The organism is Pseudoalteromonas sp. MEBiC 03607 (assembly GCF_004792295.1).
GTDB classification, from domain to species: Bacteria; Pseudomonadota; Gammaproteobacteria; order Enterobacterales; family Alteromonadaceae; genus Pseudoalteromonas; species Pseudoalteromonas lipolytica_C.
This window is the reverse complement of sequence record NZ_SRRY01000002.1, coordinates 238372-255556: the sequence shown is the minus strand read 5'-3', so window position 1 is coordinate 255556 and position 17185 is coordinate 238372. Positions and strand designations below refer to the sequence as shown.

Annotated in this window: 20 protein-coding genes; 5 read left to right on the top strand and 15 right to left on the bottom strand. The window is 40.0% G+C overall.

Annotation, left to right across the window (positions count from 1 at the left end):
- Positions 1-119 precede the first annotated feature (119 nt).
- The 7 genes from E5N72_RS18160 to E5N72_RS18130 all read right to left on the bottom strand — a co-directional run bounded on the left by E5N72_RS18160 (position 120) and on the right by E5N72_RS18130 (position 4870).
- Positions 120-389, bottom strand: coding sequence for a hypothetical protein (locus tag E5N72_RS18160; protein ID WP_135926521.1), 270 nt, complete (start codon positions 387-389; stop codon positions 120-122).
- 147 nt (positions 390-536) lie between these two features.
- A complete protein-coding gene (locus E5N72_RS18155; protein ID WP_135926520.1) occupies positions 537-788 on the bottom strand; it encodes a hypothetical protein in 252 nt (83 codons plus the stop codon).
- Positions 789-829: 41 nt separating this feature from the next.
- On the bottom strand, positions 830-1234 hold the full coding sequence (locus E5N72_RS18150) for a DUF1761 domain-containing protein (RefSeq protein ID WP_135926519.1): 405 nt from the start codon (positions 1232-1234) through the stop codon (positions 830-832).
- Positions 1235-1387: 153 nt separating this feature from the next.
- Positions 1388-1921 (bottom strand): response regulator, encoded by a 534-nt coding sequence (locus E5N72_RS18145; protein WP_135926518.1) that lies wholly within the window; start codon positions 1919-1921, stop codon positions 1388-1390.
- A complete protein-coding gene (locus E5N72_RS18140) occupies positions 1918-3129 on the bottom strand; it encodes an ATP-binding protein (RefSeq protein WP_135926517.1) in 1212 nt (403 codons plus the stop codon). Before E5N72_RS18140 ends, E5N72_RS18145 begins: the two co-directional genes overlap by 4 nt.
- Positions 3130-3146: 17 nt before the next feature.
- Positions 3147-3551, bottom strand: coding sequence for a DUF4440 domain-containing protein (locus E5N72_RS18135; RefSeq protein ID WP_135926516.1), 405 nt, complete (start codon positions 3549-3551; stop codon positions 3147-3149).
- A gap of 8 nt (positions 3552-3559) precedes the next feature.
- Positions 3560-4870, bottom strand: coding sequence for an amidohydrolase family protein (locus E5N72_RS18130; RefSeq protein ID WP_135926515.1), 1311 nt, complete (start codon positions 4868-4870; stop codon positions 3560-3562).
- A gap of 151 nt (positions 4871-5021) precedes the next feature.
- On the opposite strand from E5N72_RS18130, the gene E5N72_RS18125 reads away from it, so the two are divergent.
- A complete protein-coding gene (locus E5N72_RS18125) occupies positions 5022-6095 on the top strand; it encodes a ketoacyl-ACP synthase III (protein ID WP_135926514.1) in 1074 nt (357 codons plus the stop codon).
- 70 nt (positions 6096-6165) lie between these two features.
- Positions 6166-6552 carry a VOC family protein gene (locus E5N72_RS18120; RefSeq protein ID WP_135926513.1) on the top strand — a complete coding sequence of 129 codons (387 nt, stop codon included), beginning with the start codon at positions 6166-6168 and terminating at the stop codon, positions 6550-6552.
- Position 6553: 1 nt separating this feature from the next.
- On the opposite strand, the gene E5N72_RS18115 is transcribed toward E5N72_RS18120, so the two are convergent.
- Positions 6554-7915: a leucyl aminopeptidase family protein gene (locus E5N72_RS18115; RefSeq protein WP_135926512.1), complete on the bottom strand. Its 1362-nt coding sequence runs from the start codon at positions 7913-7915 to the stop codon at positions 6554-6556.
- Positions 7916-8003: 88 nt separating this feature from the next.
- A complete protein-coding gene (locus tag E5N72_RS18110; RefSeq protein WP_135926511.1) occupies positions 8004-8414 on the bottom strand; it encodes a hypothetical protein in 411 nt (136 codons plus the stop codon).
- A gap of 106 nt (positions 8415-8520) precedes the next feature.
- On the opposite strand from E5N72_RS18110, the gene E5N72_RS18105 reads away from it, so the two are divergent.
- From E5N72_RS18105 to E5N72_RS18095, 3 genes are all read left to right on the top strand, one after another.
- Positions 8521-8676: an oxidoreductase-like domain-containing protein gene (locus E5N72_RS18105; RefSeq protein ID WP_135926510.1), complete on the top strand. Its 156-nt coding sequence runs from the start codon at positions 8521-8523 to the stop codon at positions 8674-8676.
- A gap of 286 nt (positions 8677-8962) precedes the next feature.
- A complete protein-coding gene (locus E5N72_RS18100) occupies positions 8963-11548 on the top strand; it encodes a TonB-dependent receptor (protein WP_135926509.1) in 2586 nt (861 codons plus the stop codon).
- Between the two features lie 144 nt (positions 11549-11692).
- Positions 11693-13177: a sulfotransferase gene (locus E5N72_RS18095; protein WP_135926508.1), complete on the top strand. Its 1485-nt coding sequence runs from the start codon at positions 11693-11695 to the stop codon at positions 13175-13177.
- On the opposite strand, the gene E5N72_RS18090 is transcribed toward E5N72_RS18095, so the two are convergent.
- From E5N72_RS18090 to E5N72_RS20650, 6 genes are all read right to left on the bottom strand, one after another.
- Positions 13110-14012, bottom strand: a complete 903-nt coding sequence (locus tag E5N72_RS18090) for an alpha/beta hydrolase (RefSeq protein WP_135926507.1) — start codon at positions 14010-14012, stop codon at positions 13110-13112. The two genes, E5N72_RS18095 and E5N72_RS18090, sit on opposite strands and share 68 nt — an antisense overlap.
- Before the next feature lie 1066 nt (positions 14013-15078).
- Positions 15079-15363 (bottom strand): hypothetical protein, encoded by a 285-nt coding sequence (locus tag E5N72_RS18085; RefSeq protein ID WP_135926506.1) that lies wholly within the window; start codon positions 15361-15363, stop codon positions 15079-15081.
- Between the two features lie 142 nt (positions 15364-15505).
- Positions 15506-15904 carry a FosG/FosC2-related fosfomycin resistance glutathione transferase gene (gene fos, locus E5N72_RS18080; RefSeq protein WP_135926945.1) on the bottom strand — a complete coding sequence of 133 codons (399 nt, stop codon included), beginning with the start codon at positions 15902-15904 and terminating at the stop codon, positions 15506-15508.
- A gap of 125 nt (positions 15905-16029) precedes the next feature.
- On the bottom strand, positions 16030-16449 hold the full coding sequence (locus tag E5N72_RS18075; protein WP_135926505.1) for a hypothetical protein: 420 nt from the start codon (positions 16447-16449) through the stop codon (positions 16030-16032).
- Between the two features lie 117 nt (positions 16450-16566).
- On the bottom strand, positions 16567-16770 hold the full coding sequence (locus E5N72_RS18070; protein WP_135926504.1) for a hypothetical protein: 204 nt from the start codon (positions 16768-16770) through the stop codon (positions 16567-16569).
- Positions 16771-16948: 178 nt separating this feature from the next.
- Positions 16949-17116 (bottom strand): hypothetical protein, encoded by a 168-nt coding sequence (locus E5N72_RS20650; protein ID WP_168246760.1) that lies wholly within the window; start codon positions 17114-17116, stop codon positions 16949-16951.
- Positions 17117-17185 lie beyond the last annotated feature (69 nt).

The following is a 17185-nucleotide window of genomic DNA, read 5'->3' as shown; positions in this document are numbered from 1 at the left end:
CTATTAATACAAAAGATTGGCAAGCTTGCAATGTTTTTATAATTTTAGTTGAAGAGTTCTCGGAAGTAGATACAAAAAACCCATTTTAAACTAAAAATGGGTTTTAATATGAAGCTTAATTAAGCTGTTTCAATATTACCTGTCCGCTTTGCTTTGATGTACTTATATAAACCAATAAGTGACGCTGCTATCCAGAAAATTTCGATAACAAAACTAGCAAGGTTAAAGTTATAACAAAGACTAATCAGTAACAGAATTGCCCCTGTTAAGTTCATCATGTTATAAACAAGGCCGGTTGGCGATGCTTTATTCAGTTGTAATAAAAAGAAAGCACCAACCACTAAGAATGTGCCTGTCATGCCAATAATATCAAATAAAAGTGCTATCACGTGCGTGAATCCATTTTGTTCATGTGTTTATACCCATACAACTGGCCCAATCCATGGGGAGGGTTGTTTTCATTCATTGAAACAGCAAACCGGTCAATAGTATCAGAGCATGAGGAAGAAACGAGGATAAATGTCCGTATTTTAAACCTATTTATGTATCACCTTACCACCGATGATTTTTAGAGCAGGTGCGCCACGGATCATGGTCTCACGGGCAAATTGACGTTGGCAGTCAGGGCAAATGCCTGTTTCATTGGTAAAGTCTTGGCTAATACGCTCTATAAAGCATTTAACCAAGGCCCCTTTTCCACCTTTGCGGTATTTAAATAATTGGCTTTTACATTGTGAGCAAAAAATATCGACTGTTTTAGTTGGGCCTTTTTTATTTGGTTTAGCCATTAACTACCCGATTTTACTTCTAAAACGGTGATCCTACCATGTTAAGACCACAGTCCCAAAACTAGACCAATAAGTGAAAACTGTAATATAGAGTAACTTGCATTCACCAAAAAAAGCTTTAATGGGCGCTGCTCAAAAATATAACCAATCCCCAAGGCACAGCTAACCCAACATAAACCAATAATAAAGCCAGTACCTACTGCCACTCCTACATTGACGTGCGAGCCAATGAATAAGGATAAACTAAAGGCGATTATGCAGCATAAAATAAAACTACCACCAAAGACTTTAATTGGATTGATACTTTGTAAATCAAGCTCTGTTAAACCACAGCTTTCCATCCAAATTCGCTTAAATAGCCAAGGTGAGTACCACAGCGCGCCTAAAAGAAATGAGGCAAGGCCAGCAAAAAAAATAGCAAAAAAATTAAGTTCTGAAAAATGCATATTGCAAACTCATACAACGAACAGTACTAATTTGACTGTAGTTAAGGATCTGCGATGCAGCAAACCAAAAAGACTTAGATTTATACCTGTCTATATCAAAATAATACTTTAGGATGTTACTCAACACACGTTCCCACCAAGGAAACAGCTTATTTATTGTTGAACTGGTTTTTTTTGTAATTTGCGCTGCAAAGTTCGCCTGTGCATATTGAGTTGTCGTGCTGTTTCGGAAATATTGCCATTATTACTATGGAGTACATGTTGAATATGCTCCCATTCTAATCGCTCTGGCGACATAACTTGGCTCGGCTTTGTATCTTCTAATGATGGGTTTGCTTCAGCGTCACCCAAGATTGTTTTTAATAATGAATTAAAATCAACAGGTTTTGGTAGGTAGTCGTCAGCACCTAAACGAATTGCTTCAACAGCACTAGCGATACTTGCAAAACCGGTTAATAGCACAATGCGAGCAGTTGGAAACTGTGTTCTTATCGGTTTAATTAAGGTTAAGCCATTGTCGTCACCGAGTTTTAGATCAACCAAATAGTGGCTCGCATCAACAGCGTTTAGTTTTTGCATTGCTTGCTCTTTATTATGGGCAAGCTCACATGCAAAGCCATGTTTTGTAAAACGCCTTGCCAGTGTGGTGGCAAGGTTTACATCATCTTCGATTATTAACAGTTTCATACGATCTTAAGACTTACGGTGGCAATTGCACCCTGCTGTTGGTGATTACATAGCGTTAATGAACCATCTAAACGCTCTAAAGTTACATTTGATAACAGTACTGCCATGCCCATACCGCTTTTGCTTGGCATTAACTGCCCTCCTAATGCGGACATTTGTTGCTCACTAAAACCTTGCCCAAAATCTCTTAAAGAAAGCGACAGTTGTTGGTTATCTATTTGCCAGTGAGCTTCTATAGTATTTTGTTGGTTTTTTTTATTCGCTAAAACTGCATTTTGTAACAAGTTCAAAATTGCTGGTAATAACATAGCATCACTCAAAATGGAGCACTGTGGTGCATCATTGAGCCACTGTAAGCTTTGCTCAGGAAAATGCAATGTCATGGCATCTTCAATTGTATGCTGTAATGTTTGAGCGCTGATCACCTTTTGTGTTTCACCGGTTCTTAAGGCATTTGATAGTGCCCTAAAATGTTCAAGTTGCTGTTTACACTGTGCCAATGGCTTAGCCATTTCTTGCACAATGGGATCATCAGCTTGTTGTTCTTGCAACTCTTCAAATAAAAGCTGCAAATTTGCAAGAGGTGTTGCTAATTGATGCGTAACTTGCGCGGCAGCGCCGTCGAGTGTTAATAGCTGCTCATGCCTAAGTTGCTGTTCACGGGCCTTTGCAATAGTAGCTTCTCTGGCCCTTAACGTGCTATTTAATGTGCCAATAACAAATGCGATAACAATGGCGCTGATAACAAAATTAATCCACATGCCAATAAAATGATGAGTCATTTGCATTTGGTGCATGGTGTGTTCAGGCATCTTTATCAATAAAAAGCTATAAGCTGCAATTGCCAGCACAGCGGTATAGGCAAGTCCTTTGGCATTAACAGATACCGCAGCTATCATAATTGGTAACAACAATAACGACACAAACGCGTTAGTTGCCCCACCACTCAATGACAAAAGTATCGTCAAAAACAATAAATCAGCAGTTAACTGCATTAATACAGCAGAAGGTTTCGCTTTTGTTACTTTTCGATAAGCAAATATGCTCAACAGCTGAAAAATAGCTTCAATTAGAATAACGGATAGTAAAGGCAGTAAGGCAATTTGATGTTCAAATAAGAAGTACACAACCATTACAGCAATAAATTGCACTGCAATTGCGGCACTTCTTAACACCAGTAAGCGGCTAAGAGCCGGATCAGTTTGCATAGCAGAGGTGTTAATGATTATTCATCATCCATAGAAATTGTAAAAACAGCACATGGCGTGCCTTGATGAAACACCATTTGCCATTGTTTACCGTTAAAACGCCACAATGACATACGAATTGAATAGTTAAATTCTGAGCGAGCAGAACGTCTAAAGGCCGCCTGATAGCTCAATTGCGCTATGTTATCGCTTAGCATACGGCCTTTAAAATGTTGGTTGTAAAACTGCGGTACCACCTCAGTAGGCAAACGGGTTAATACTTGGAACTTATTAAAAGACGTGCCATCTGCTGCAATTTCGATGAAGTCATCATCTAGCAAAGCATCAAGTGCTTCTGCAGATTGTCTTACCTCAGGCTCTAACAACTGCCTTTCGGCATCAATCAAATGATTAAATAAAGTTTCTTTAATTTTGCCGCCCATAGTAACCCTTACTGTTTGAGCACTTTACCGCCCTTCATAACAAAGTTAACTTGTCTAAGTTCACTAATGTTATCAAGCACATTCATATTAACGCTGATAATATCTGCTTGTTTACCAACACTCAAGTCACCGAGGTTATCACTTTGGCCTAATAGTTTAGCAGCTTCAACAGTTGCGGACTTAATTGCCTCTTTAGGTGTCATACCGTATTTAACCAGTAATTCAAATTCTTTGGCATTATCACCATGCTTAGACACTCCTGAATCAGTACCAAAAGCAATTTTCACGTTATTTTTAAGCGCTAACTTAAACGATGCTTCCATCTTGGGCGCTACAACTTCGACTTTATCAGCAATTGCTTTTGGCATATTTGGGTTATTCTGCACTTCTTCTTTTACTGTAGCACCAGCAAGTAAAGTTGGGACTAAATAAGCATCTTGCTTTTTAAATAATTTAACGGTTTCTTTATCTAAAAATGAACCATGTTCTATTGAATCAACCCCAGCTCTGAGTGCCGCTTTTATACCTTCTGTGCCATGAGCATGGGCCGTTACCTTGCGACCTAAATGATGAGCCGTGTTAACAATGGCACTGAGCTCTTCATCAGTAAATTGTTGATTCACACCCGCTGCGGTATTACTTAACACACCACCTGTCGCGGTAATTTTAATCACATCGGCACCACTTTTGATAACATCGCGTACCGCACGAGTACAATCATCAGCACCATCACACACACCCAAGCCACCGCCTTGTGTTGCTTTGGTAATATCACGACGATAGCCATGCATGTCACCGTGACCACCGGTCGGTGTGATCATGTCTCCTGCAGCAAAAATACGCGGACCAACAATGTCGCCACGTTCAACAGCTCGTCTTAATGGGAAGATCACTTTATAGCTGCTACCAAGGTCGCGCACAGAAGTAAAACCGGCATCGACCGTGTGCTGTAAATATTTTAGAGAACGAAGTGCATAATCTGCTTCGTATTCAGTTGCCCATTGGTGTGGGTTACGCTTTGCATCACGCTCAAAGGTAACATGAACGTGCATATCAATCAGGCCTGGTAAAACCATCTGATTTTTTAAATCAATAACATCTGCATTACTAAGGTTTAACTGCTGTTTTGTTAAATAGCCTGCTTTAATTGCAGTAATTTTGGTATCGTCAATAACCAGTGTTTGCTGCTCTTTGACATCTTGCTCTGTGCCTACCAGCATTTTTCCAGCGTGAATAATGGTGGTTTGTGCATTAACCGTAAACGAAGATAATAAGGACAGTACCGATAATGTGCTTATTTTTAAGTTTATTTTTTTCATAATCGCCTCTTTTTTATACTAGGTTTAACTTAAATATCGAACAAATGCCATTATTTACGATGCAGTAAAGCGTTAAGCTAGTGTTGAGAGGTGATTTTTGGTATAACTTTGAAAAATTTTAACAAGTCTGACCACATAAAGAGAACACATTATGTCTTATGCCCAAATTACTGGCTGGGGTAAATGTATACCACCCGCTAGCATTAGCAACGATGAAATAAGTAACATTGTTGATACCAACGATGAATGGATCACTACACGTACAGGCATTAAATCTCGCCGTGTCAGCCATGTTTCTACTGCTGAACTTGCTACTGTTGCTGCAAAACATGCCCTAGCTTGTGCTGGCGTTGACGGCAAAGACATAGACTTAGTGTTATTAGCAACCTGTACACCATCAACGATGGTGGCAAATACTGCTTCATTAGTGCAAAAAAACATTGGCGCTGTTGGCGCTGCAGCAATGGATACTAACGCTGCATGTTCAGGCTTTTTATACGCTTTACAAGCTGCCACAGCACAAATTCGTGCCGGTATGATTAAAAAGGCCGTGGTTATTGCTGCTGAGCGCATGACTTGGTATGTCAACTGGTCACGTCGAGACAGTGCTGTACTGTTTGGTGATGGTGCGGGTGCCGTTGTGTTAGAAGCCTCAGATACGCCATCAGGCTTACTTGCGACTAAAACAGGCTGTGATAGTGAAGACCGCGATATCCTGCATATTGAGAACTTTGGTAGCGATTTAAATAAATATGAGCCAATTGGTCCGTCAAACTTATTATTCGAAGGTCGCGAAATCTTCAAACGTGCAGTTAAAGGCATGAGTGAAGCCTGTGATGACGTGCTAAACCAAGCGCAATTGCAACTTGATGATATTGATGTATTAGTTCCTCACCAAGCTAATTTACGTATCATCCAAGCCATTCAGCAACGCTTAAAAGTAGCTGACGACAAAGTCATGGTGAACATTGCCGATTACGGTAATACCTCTGCAGCGACAATTGCAATTGCAATTTGTGAAGCTGTTGAGCAAGGCCTCATCAAGCCTAACTCAAACATTATGTCAGCAGCCTTTGGTGCTGGTTTAACTTGGGCTGCAAGTTATATTAAATGGGGCGAACGCGTTACACCAATTGCGGTATCTGATGCTGCTCTACCTGAGTGTGATAAAACAGGTCTTGAACTTGTTGCGCCAGCTGTTGCGGCATGTAAAGCGGCAGAGTAATACCCTACACTCATTAATAGAAAAGCGCGGCTTAGTCCGCGTTTTTTTATGAGCATAAAAGGATTAGACCATGGAATTATTAGGCATACATCACGCTGCAATCATCTGTAGCAACTATGAAAAGTCAAAGCACTTCTATAGTGAAGTTTTAAAACTGCCGATTATTCACGAACTATACCGCGCTGAACGTGACTCGTATAAATTAGATTTAGCGCTTCCTGATGGCAGCCAATTAGAGTTGTTTTCGTTTCCTGGCGCGCCACAAAGACCAAGCTACCCAGAAGCTCAAGGGCTTCGCCATTTAGCGTTTAAAGTTGCCGATATTGCAAAATCAAAACACTATTTAGAAACACAGGGTATTAGCGTAGAAGAAATAAGAGTAGATGAAATCACCGGGAAGCAATTTACATTTTTTGCCGATCCCGATGATTTACCGTTAGAGCTATATCAACTCTAAATTATTGAAAACGATCTTGTAGATAATTAAACACGGCACGAATGCCCAATGCTTCACCGCCTGCAGGACGACCCGGCAATGAGCGGACGTTCCAAGCCATCACATCAAAGTGAACCCAAGGCGTGCTTGGTTCGATAAACTCTTTTAAGTAAAGCGCGGCAGTGATTGCACCACCAAATGGCGTTGAAGCACAATTGGCGATATCTGCTACATCACTTTTTAATAATGCTTTGTATTGATCAAATAAAGGAAGTTGCCAAACAGGGTCATGACAGCTTTCGCCTGCATCTATTAATTTGTTCGCAACATCACGATTATTGGCGAAAAAGCCTGGTAATTCAGTACCTAATGCTACTCTACAAGCGCCTGTTAGGGTTGCAAAGTCTACGATTAGATCTGGATTATCGTTTTGTGCTTCAGCAAGTGCATCACACAGAACTAAACGGCCTTCGGCATCGGTGTTATCAATTTCAACAGTGATCCCTTTACGTGTTTTGATCACATCACCTGGTCTAAATGCATTTCTAGAAACCGCATTTTCAACCGCAGGTACCAATACACGTAAGCGAATTGGTAAGTTGGCAGCCATAATTAACTGTGCAAGGCCAATAACATGCGCGGCACCGCCCATGTCTTTTTTCATGTTACGCATGCCAGAACTTGGTTTTAAATCTAAACCGCCAGAATCAAAGCAAACACCCTTACCAACTAAGGTAATCTGCGGAGCATCTTTTGCACCCCAACGTAAATCAAGTAAACGCGGTTTGTTTTCCGAAGCACGACCAACCATGTGAATCGTTGGGTAATTTTGCTCTAATAATTCATCACCCACCCATTCGCTGAACTCACCATCAAAGGTGTCAGCTAAATCAGCCATCACTTGTGATAAATGTTGTGGCATCATATCTGCAGCAGGTGTATTGACTAAATCACGCACTAAATTAATTGCGCTGGCATGCTCAGTTAAACGCTTAACTAGGCTCTCATCAGCAATAGCAAGCTGCGCTCGCGGTGAAGCTTTTTCTTTATATTCACTAAACTCGTACCCACCTAACACAAAACCAAGTGCAACTTGCTCAACGAAAGTGTCATCACCCTGGATTTGATAGCAACCTGCAGGAAGCTTCGTAGATAGGTCGCCTGCTAACCAAAAGTCATTAAGATCATTGACTAAGCAATAAACATGCTCCAATGAACCCGACTCACTATCAGCAATAAGGGCAATGCCTTTATTTTTAAAATCACAGTTTGATAACCAGTTTTGAAGTGATTGTGGTTGCTCAGTTAACCAATCGGTAAGATTTGCTTTTGCAATAAAAGAAAGGGGAATACCCGTTGAAGAATGGCGAATTAATGCACTCATTAAACGACTCGTTATAAAGAAAAGATAACTAAGCATACCAATATCTTGGTACAAAAGGTATAGGCAAAATCAGATTGCCAAACCCAAATCAGTGTTTGTTTTGCTTCTCTTTTTCTTCTTTTTCGACTTGTTGGTCTAGCTCTTTAAGTGACTTATTAATATTGAATGAACTTGGTAATACATCAACACCAACCCACTGCCCTAACTTAACAACAAGGGGGATGGTAATGGGTGCAAATGGCAATACAGCAAATACACCCAAACCTAAGCCTTTCAAGATATCTAAGAATTGTTCATTAGCAGTATGTAACTCTTCTTTACTAGCTAGGCCTTGAGTGTACCGCCTATATATATGAAGCATTTCTTTGGTTTCTTGCTTTTCTTGAGCAAGCGCGATTTTAAGTGCTACCATAGCGCGCTTAAAACGTAATGTTTGACGCTTTTTGGTAATTTTGGCTACTCTGAACGGAGCCCTATGAATAACTTTGTATAATCGCATTTAGGTATTTTCACACAGCATACGAAGTTCACAAAGCATAATTTACTTATATTAGTTTTTGACTTATCCTTAGCACTCTATTATTAATTATTTTTCATTAATTCAAATGGACCAAAAACAACTAAAGGACGAGCAAAAACCAACAAAGCCTGCTTCTGATGAATGTTGCGGTGGTGGTAGCTGTTGCCCATGCGTGTGGGATGAATACAAAGAAAAGCTTCAACAGTGGCAACTACTGAACGATAAGCAACAAACAAAATAGACCGTTCCAATTCCTTTTTTGCCTACATTTCACTCAAAACTTTCTGTTTTTAAAATTTTTTTAGATATTTTATATAAATTTTCACAAAAAAATAAATCGTAAAGAATAAATTATCCCCTTAAAATTCATACACATAATCCAAATAAAGTGAACACCAGAATAACCAACACAAGCAAAACAACATTAAATTAACAATTTGCAAATTATTTTCACAGTCTGTATAAGTTATTTACACCAATTTAGAGTTGGTGACCTAATCATAACTATTCTAACTGGGGAAGTCAGAATGAAATTCAAAAATAGCGCGCTGCAACAAGCAATTAAATTTGCTTTAGCAACAACAACTGCAGGTCTGTTTGTATCTGGATCTGTAATTGCGGCAGAAGAAGCAACTGAAGAAACAAAGGTTAATAAAAATGTAGAGAAGATTGCGGTAGTTGGTACCCGCTCTGCACCTCGCTCAATCGGTGACTCACCGGTACCAATCGATATCATCGGTGGTGAAGAGCTAGACAAAGGTGGTAACACCGATATGCTTGAGCTACTAAAAGGCTCTGTACCATCTTTTAACGTTCACCAAAACCCAATCAGTGATGCTGCATCACTTGTTCGTCCAGCAAACTTACGTGGTCTTCCTTCTGACAGTACACTAGTGCTTGTTAACGGTAAACGCCGTCACCGTGCATCAGTAATCGCTTTCTTAGGTGGTGGTATCAATGATGGTGCTCAGGGTGCCGATATCTCAGTTATTCCAAGCATTGCCTTAAAGCAAGTTGAAGTACTTCGTGATGGTGCAGCAGCTCAATACGGTTCTGATGCAATCGCCGGTGTAATGAACTTTGTATTAAAAGATGCCTCAGAAGGTGGCTCTTTCGAAATTCGTCAAGGCGAATACTATGAAGGCGATGGCGATACAACGCAAATTTCAGGTAACGTGGGCTTACCATTTACCGATAGCGGCTTTGCTAACTTAAGCTTCCAATATAAAACAGCTGACGCGACAAGCCGTTCAGTTCAACGCCCAGATGCTGCTGCACTTAACGCAGCGGGTGTACCAGAAGTATCTTCTCTTGCGCAAGTTTGGGGTGCACCTGAGGTAGATGACGATATCTCGATCTTCGGTAACATCGGTTTAGATATAAGCAACACAGCGCAATTCTATATGTTTGGTAACTACTCTGAGCGTGATGTACGTGGTGGTTTCTACTATCGTAACCCACATACTCGTCCGGGTGTTTATTCAAATGATGGCGGTGAAACACTACTTGTTGGTGATTTAACTGGCGATATGAGCGGTAACTGTCCTACCGATATCATGATTGATGATAACGTTTTAGATAACCAAAGATACATCGATCTAGTTGCTAACAACCCAGACTGTTTTGCATTTAACGAAATGCTTCCGGGCGGTTTTACACCTAACTTCGGTGGTAACATCACAGATACGGCATTAACAATTGGTACTAAAGGTGAAATCACTTCTGGTTTCCTTGAAGGTGCTTACTATGACTTAAGCGGTACAGTAGGTTACAACGAATCTCGTTACTTCATCTACGACACAATCAATGCGTCATTAGGCCCAGACAGCCCGCGTGACTTTAGCCCTGGTAAGTACTCACAATTAGAGAAAAACTTTAACGCTGATTTATCAAAAGGTTTTGACTTTGGTTTAGCGTATGACGTTAACGTTGCAGGTGGTCTTGAATGGCACGAAGAAACGTTTACAGTTGTATCTGGCGACGTAGCTTCATTTACTGCGGGCCCACTAACAGAGCAAGGTTTTGGTATCGGTTCAAATGGTTTCCCTGGTTTCAAACCATCTGATGCAGGCGAATATACACGTCGTAACTATGCAGCGTACGTTGATGTTGAAGCACCATTCACTGACGACTTCCTAATGGGCTTAGCGCTACGTTATGAAGATTACGATACATTCGGTTCAACAACTAACTATAAGTTAACTGCTCAATACCACTTAACTGAAGACCTGAATATTCGTGGTTCAATCAGTACTGGTTTCCGTGCTCCTACAGTTGGTCAAGCTAACGTAAGTAACGTACAAACTAACTTAAGCAGCGGTGTTCTAGTTGACTCAGCACTATTACCACCAACAAACCCAATTGCTGTGCAATTAGGTGGTACAGAACTTCAACCTGAAGAATCGCAAAGCTACACTTTTGGTGCTGTATGGACAATTGGCGACTTATTCTTCACTATTGATTACTACAACATCCAAGTTGATGATCGTATCAGTCAATCAGACAAAATTGAGTTGAGCCAAGCAGACAAAGACACGCTTGAAGCGGCTGGTGTACCAAACGTACAAAACTTAGCGCAAGTAAGCTTCTTCACAAATGACTTTGATACAACAACACAAGGTGTTGACGCTGTTGCAAACTATTCAACTGAATTATTAGGTGGTAGTTCAACATTCAGCTTAGCGTATAACTGGAACGACACTGAAGTAACTAAGTCGAGCCCAATTACAGGTGAATTTAAAGTAAGCCGTTTAGAAAATGACTTACCAAATCACCGTGCAACGCTTAGCTGGGCACAACAGTGGGAGAACTTCTCTGCATTTACACGTGTTAACTACTATGGCGAATACCAAGGCGTTCACGTAGATTACGATGCAACAGCTAAAACAGCTGATGCAGCAGTAACAATTGATGCAGAAGTTACTTACTTCCTAACTGAAGAAATTAGCTTGTCAGTTGGTGCGACAAACTTATTCGACCAAGAAGCAGAAAAGCTTGATTTCTTCGACCGTACTGGCATCCCTAATAACAACTGGGGTGGTAAATACTACGAGACTTCACCATATGGTATTAACGGTGGCTTCTATTACGTGAAAGCTACATATACTTTCTAAATAGAGGTGCTTTCTAGGTTGAGAGATCAACCTAGAGAGTCTATACCCCAGACTTTTCTGGATATTTATAGTTAATCAAGGCGAAAGACATTTCGCCTTTTTCGTTTTATAGTAAATAAAAATAATCAACATCGCCCCATCATTATGCTGTTAGAAAAAGCGAATCAACTACTTGCTGAAAACAAACTAAAAGAAGCAGAGTTTCATTTTAAAACGATTCTTGATGCTGAACCCGAAAATGGCCAAGCATTATTTGGTTTAGGGCGAATCGCTCTGCGCCTAGAACGCTATGATGCGGCAGTATATCTATTACAGCGAGCTTGCGAGCGACTGCCGCACATGCTCGAGCCACTGCATGCCTTAGCGGATGCTTTTAATGGCGTTCACTCACCGCAAGATGCAGTAACTGTACTTGAATACGCAAAATCAATTGCCAGCCATAACCCTGAACCACATTATTACTTAGCCCAACACTATTTGACTTATGGCGAACTCGATAAAGCCTATAACATCTTAAAACATGCGCTAACTATGGGTAACTACCCTGTAAAAGCTTATATTTTATTTGAGTTGGTACAGTTTGCTCGGTTTAACAACGAACAAAACTATATAAACGAACTCCACCACTTCTTAACGCTAACCGATAACGTCCGCTTAAAAATGGTCTGTTACTACGCCCTCGGCAAGAGTTACGATGTACTTGGTGATACACAACAGGCGTTTGATTATTACAAGCTTGCAAATAAGTTTCAGTCTAAATTGACGCAATTTAAAACCGCTGAGCTAGTTCCATTTTATCAACGTGTTATTGAACAAAGTCACGCCCAATTAATTGCCTCACGCGATAAAACTTTTAAAGGGACAGTTACACCAATATTCATAATTGGTATGCCACGCAGCGGCTCTACACTCATAGAGCAAATGCTAACAAGTCATAGTGACTTTGCGAGCCTCGGAGAAGATGCCAGTATCAGTAATCAGGTTGTTGCTTATATTGAACAAAAAACTCAGCGCCCCTACCCTGATTGCTTAGCTGAATTAGATCAAGGGCTTATCAACACAGCCCGGAATATTTATATTGAACGCTTAAAGCAAGCACCAGTGGTGCGCCCCTTTATGATCAATAAACTACCTTCAAACTATCAATCACTTGGGCTAATTTATTTATTGTTTCCAAACGCTAAATTCATCAATATGCAACGGGATTACAATGCCATTGCTTGGTCGGTGTTTAGCAACTACTTCGCAGAAAATGAGCCCTACTTTTGTTCTCTACCCGAGTTTAAACAATACTGTGATTTATATCAGCAGTTAATGGCACATTGGCACAACGTAATGCCAGAAGCTATTTTTGATTTAAGCTATGAGGAACTAGTGAGAGAAAGCGAACAAACATTAACAGCATTGTGTAAATTCTTAAACATTGAGTATAACAAGCAATTTTTAACTTTTTATAAATCGAAAAAGCCAGTGGCAACGCTCAGTAAAACGGCTGTAAGACAGCCGCTTAACGACAAAGCAATTGATAAATATAAACGCTACGAGAGCGCTATGCACACACTTATGAATGAGCCTCAAACCAGTTCAGCAGATCAACAAACTGATCAAAACGCGCCTGTGGGTGAGTAAGCATATTAATGTGATCATAATCGACCTTATGGCCAAACTTACGGCCATAAATGGTCATGGTTTGCTTGCCTGTGCCCGACTCTTCCATAAACTTTGCAATATCAATTGGCTGACATAGTGCTTTATCTTTGATACCCGCAACGTGCATGATAGGTGGTAGCGCTTTATCGGCTAATGCTTTGGCATAATCAAAGCCATCATCGGTGTCGACCCAAGGTTTACGTTTAGCCCATTGCATGCTTTGGTAATGCGATTTACGGGTTTCATCATCACTGCCCCACTTCAGCTTTTTAGCCGGCACAAAGCCATGCTTACGGGCAATTAAGGGTGCCAAGCCATACCAAATTAAATTACCTTGAATATACTTACTCGGATGATGATTATACAAAGACCGTTTAGAACCAAAGTAGCCGCAGGCTTTCACATCATTAATCAACTCAGGAAAACGGGCAAACACACTGTTCATCAACACCCCGCCCCATGAGTGAGCAACCCAATAACGGGCAGGCTCGCCTTCAAGCTGTTTAATTTTATCTAGAAATGCAGGAATATCTTCTAAAATAGCCTCGGTCTGACCATACTTTGCATGCTTTGAAATCGCAGGCTTACTCTCACCACGACCGCGCAAATCAGCTACATAGCAAACATAACCATGCTCAGCTAAAAATGGCGCCAAGCCTTTATTGCTGTGGGTGTAAAAAATTTTGCCATTTTCAACGGCACCATGCATAAAAAACACCGCAGGGCCTTTCGTATCAGTCTTACTGATACGGCGTAAATGTAAGGTTTGGCTTTCGGCTAGTTTAATAAACACCGATTCTTGTTTAATCGTCACGTTTGACCTTTTTATTCTTATAGACTCATCGTACCAGTGTTAAGTTACGCCAGTCTATTCAGCAAAGCAAGTGTGAATGTGGCGAGTGCCACTCAAAATGAGAATCTCAGGCACGATGAGATTTTGACTAAATTGTAACACCAATGCAGAGCCATTATTTATCGATGTTAGAAGTTCGAGTTACAGAAGCCTTTGGCTAAATGATCACTAACGAAAAGCTATGAAATGGTGCTGAAAAAGTTTGTTTGATGATTTCTATGGTTTCGGGGCTGATGTCTTTATAGATAAAGATACAAAATTTTATGTAGGAAACACCGAATAAACGCGAGGGCATGTCTAACCAACAAACATTTTTCGTGGGCTTCACTTATAAGTTCTAGCAATCATGATGCACAATAAAGTAGGCATTATATGCTTTATTGCTTGCTTTATTAGGCATTATTTAGGTTTATTAATATCTTTAAGCTATCAAAGTTTGGTATTTCCTTTACTAACCAGGAACGATTATTTCTTACGGAAAACTGGACTTCCCAGCTTTCACTAGTAGGATTTAAGACCTTCATCAATATTATGAAACAATGGAGCATTGAACCGAAAAATCAAAATGTATTTTAGGCCTAGATATTCTAAACATACTGAATGAGAAAGCTTCTGGATTTAAAATAAACTTACCGGAGCCTTTTTAATTCGAACTTCTCACCGCATCCGAATATACAAATCAATACGAATTATTTTCCGTCCAGTACATCAAGCAAATACCCTTCGGGCTATGGTACCAAGAATGTAGAGAAGCAACGTGTGCACACAAAGATTTTGATGAAGGTCGTTCCGTAACAAAACGCTCAAGAGGGAACCTCAATGTTTAGCTACCTCTGAAGAATAGATCCTTAGAGCATTTACGTTAACTCGCTTTGTGGCAGTTATATTTATAACCCATCTTTGGACAAAAACACGTTAGAGTATTTAATCAATAACGCCCACAATAAGGGGCTGATTAATAGTTTGCTAAAATGTGATGCGGAGAGGAACCGAGCAAACTTTTAGCAGTCCCGCTTTATTTGCCTTGTTATGTTGCTATTTTAAACCGCTCGTATTTTGTAGCATGTTCAGGTCGGTTCATTAAGTTTGCGGCATTAATCATATGCTCCCAAAACAAAACACCAGGGCTGATGTTGTTTTCCATTACACCATCTAATTCTTCCATAGCCAAACGAAGCTCGTTTACTGATAAGTAATGTAAAAAATCTTCTTTACTGTAACCAAAATCAGACTCTTTAATATCTGAGGGCAAAAGTTTATACGCGGCTAGTAACTCTTCTGATATTAGCTTCCACTTCTCAGTAGTACTCATAACTCTCCTAGCAACATAACGCCCTTGCTAAGTGGCTGACAACGCATAGCTACTCTACTTGAACAAACCACCGTAAACACTGTATCAAACTAGAATCAAAATTGCCGAGCGTTGACAGTCCATCTTGAGCAGTTTGTTATGTTTAAAGCCAAACAAGCCCACTATATGGTTTCGTTCTTAGAGATTCTAACCTGCTTTCCAGCGAACCTGAATGTATCTCTAGCTTGTGGCCATCAGGGTCTAAAATGTACAGTGATTGCCCTTCACTTTTGTTCTCTTTCCAAACATCTACCCCCAATGAAACGATGCGCTTCGCAAAGGCGTCAAATTCTTCAGATGCAATATCAAAAGCGACGTGGGTATAGTCGGCTTTTAGGCAAGGTTCATCGAGTGAAAGACAAAACCAGAGTTCACCTACAGATAAGTAAGCTCCCTTGTCCCATTTAGCATGAGCAGTGAACCCCAAAATATCTCTATAAAACTCAAGAGAGGATTCCAAGTCACTAACTGCAATAGTGATATGATTTAGTCCTAAAATCACCGCTTTCTCCATTAAACATAACGCCCGCATAATGGGCGGATAAAGCTTGGCTAAAATCGCGAAGAATGAGCGCCAGCCAAACTTTAGACGTCCATTTTTAATGCGCTTGTTAGGTGTACTTACACTCAAATGTTTTGTGTATATGCATTAATACCAATTAATTCGAAAACACCATTACCCGATTTTAAAGCGAAATTTATTGAAGAAACAAACATATCCAATGATAAAACTTCAAATTGAACCGTAAATTTTGCTGAATTCGATTCGCCATCTGAAACTGAAATAAATACAGCAGTATGGCCAGCAGAATCGATGCAATAAAACTTAAGAAAACAGTGTCCATAAGATGAGCCGACTTCACCTACTTCGAAGATTATTTCATCCGAATTAGACTTGGGAAAACTAGACAAATTTTCTGCGAGATCACGCAGCGATTGAGCATTAAAATACTGCTCCGTTTCTCCTGCGAATCGCTCATTGCATGCCTTAACCCATATTTTGGATGGATCATCTTGCAAAAACTCGAGCTCTAATCTGGGTTGCATCTATATGTACACCTAACATGTTTATAGCGAGCTAATCGCGCGTTTTTCTACCACAGCGTAGCTCGTTTTTCTTATTAGATTATTTCTAACAAACTTGTTAACTAATTACCAGTGTTATTAAAATTTAGGAGTTCTCGCTTTTACCTCAGGATAAAAACGAGCGATTGGGTCGTTTTTCTGACTATGCAAGCAATATATTTTGACAAAATAGAAAAGCAATTGCGGACGTTCGAAGCCCGCTTTTTTGAGAAATTCGCCAAACACGTCTTGGGGCAGAAACAAGTTAGCTTTTTCATCTGTCCGCTTTTTAAAATCAGACAAAATAGTACCGCGCGATCTAAACTTTATGTTACATAACACCCTTATTGCTCAATTACTTGTACTATTTTCTTTTCTGCTTCCTTCATAGTTTAAACTAACGTCTTACTCAAAAAGCATTATTTAACGCAGCGGCTGCTGTTTCGTATTTATAACATTAATCAGCTGTCACTTACCTCAATTAGTCTTTACACTCAAAACCTTTAGAGTCAACTTTGACAATGTTGTCTTTATTGCCACACGCTTTAATTGCCATTTCAGTGTGATTGCGCTCATTGTATTGTTTAGCAATTGCGCCAAGGCTTAGCAAAATTACTACAGCTATCACTATTTTTTTAAATTTAGACATAAACATTCCTTTGAAAACAGACTACTTAAAACACAACGATTTTGCTCTTTTGATGGGGCATAGAGGCTC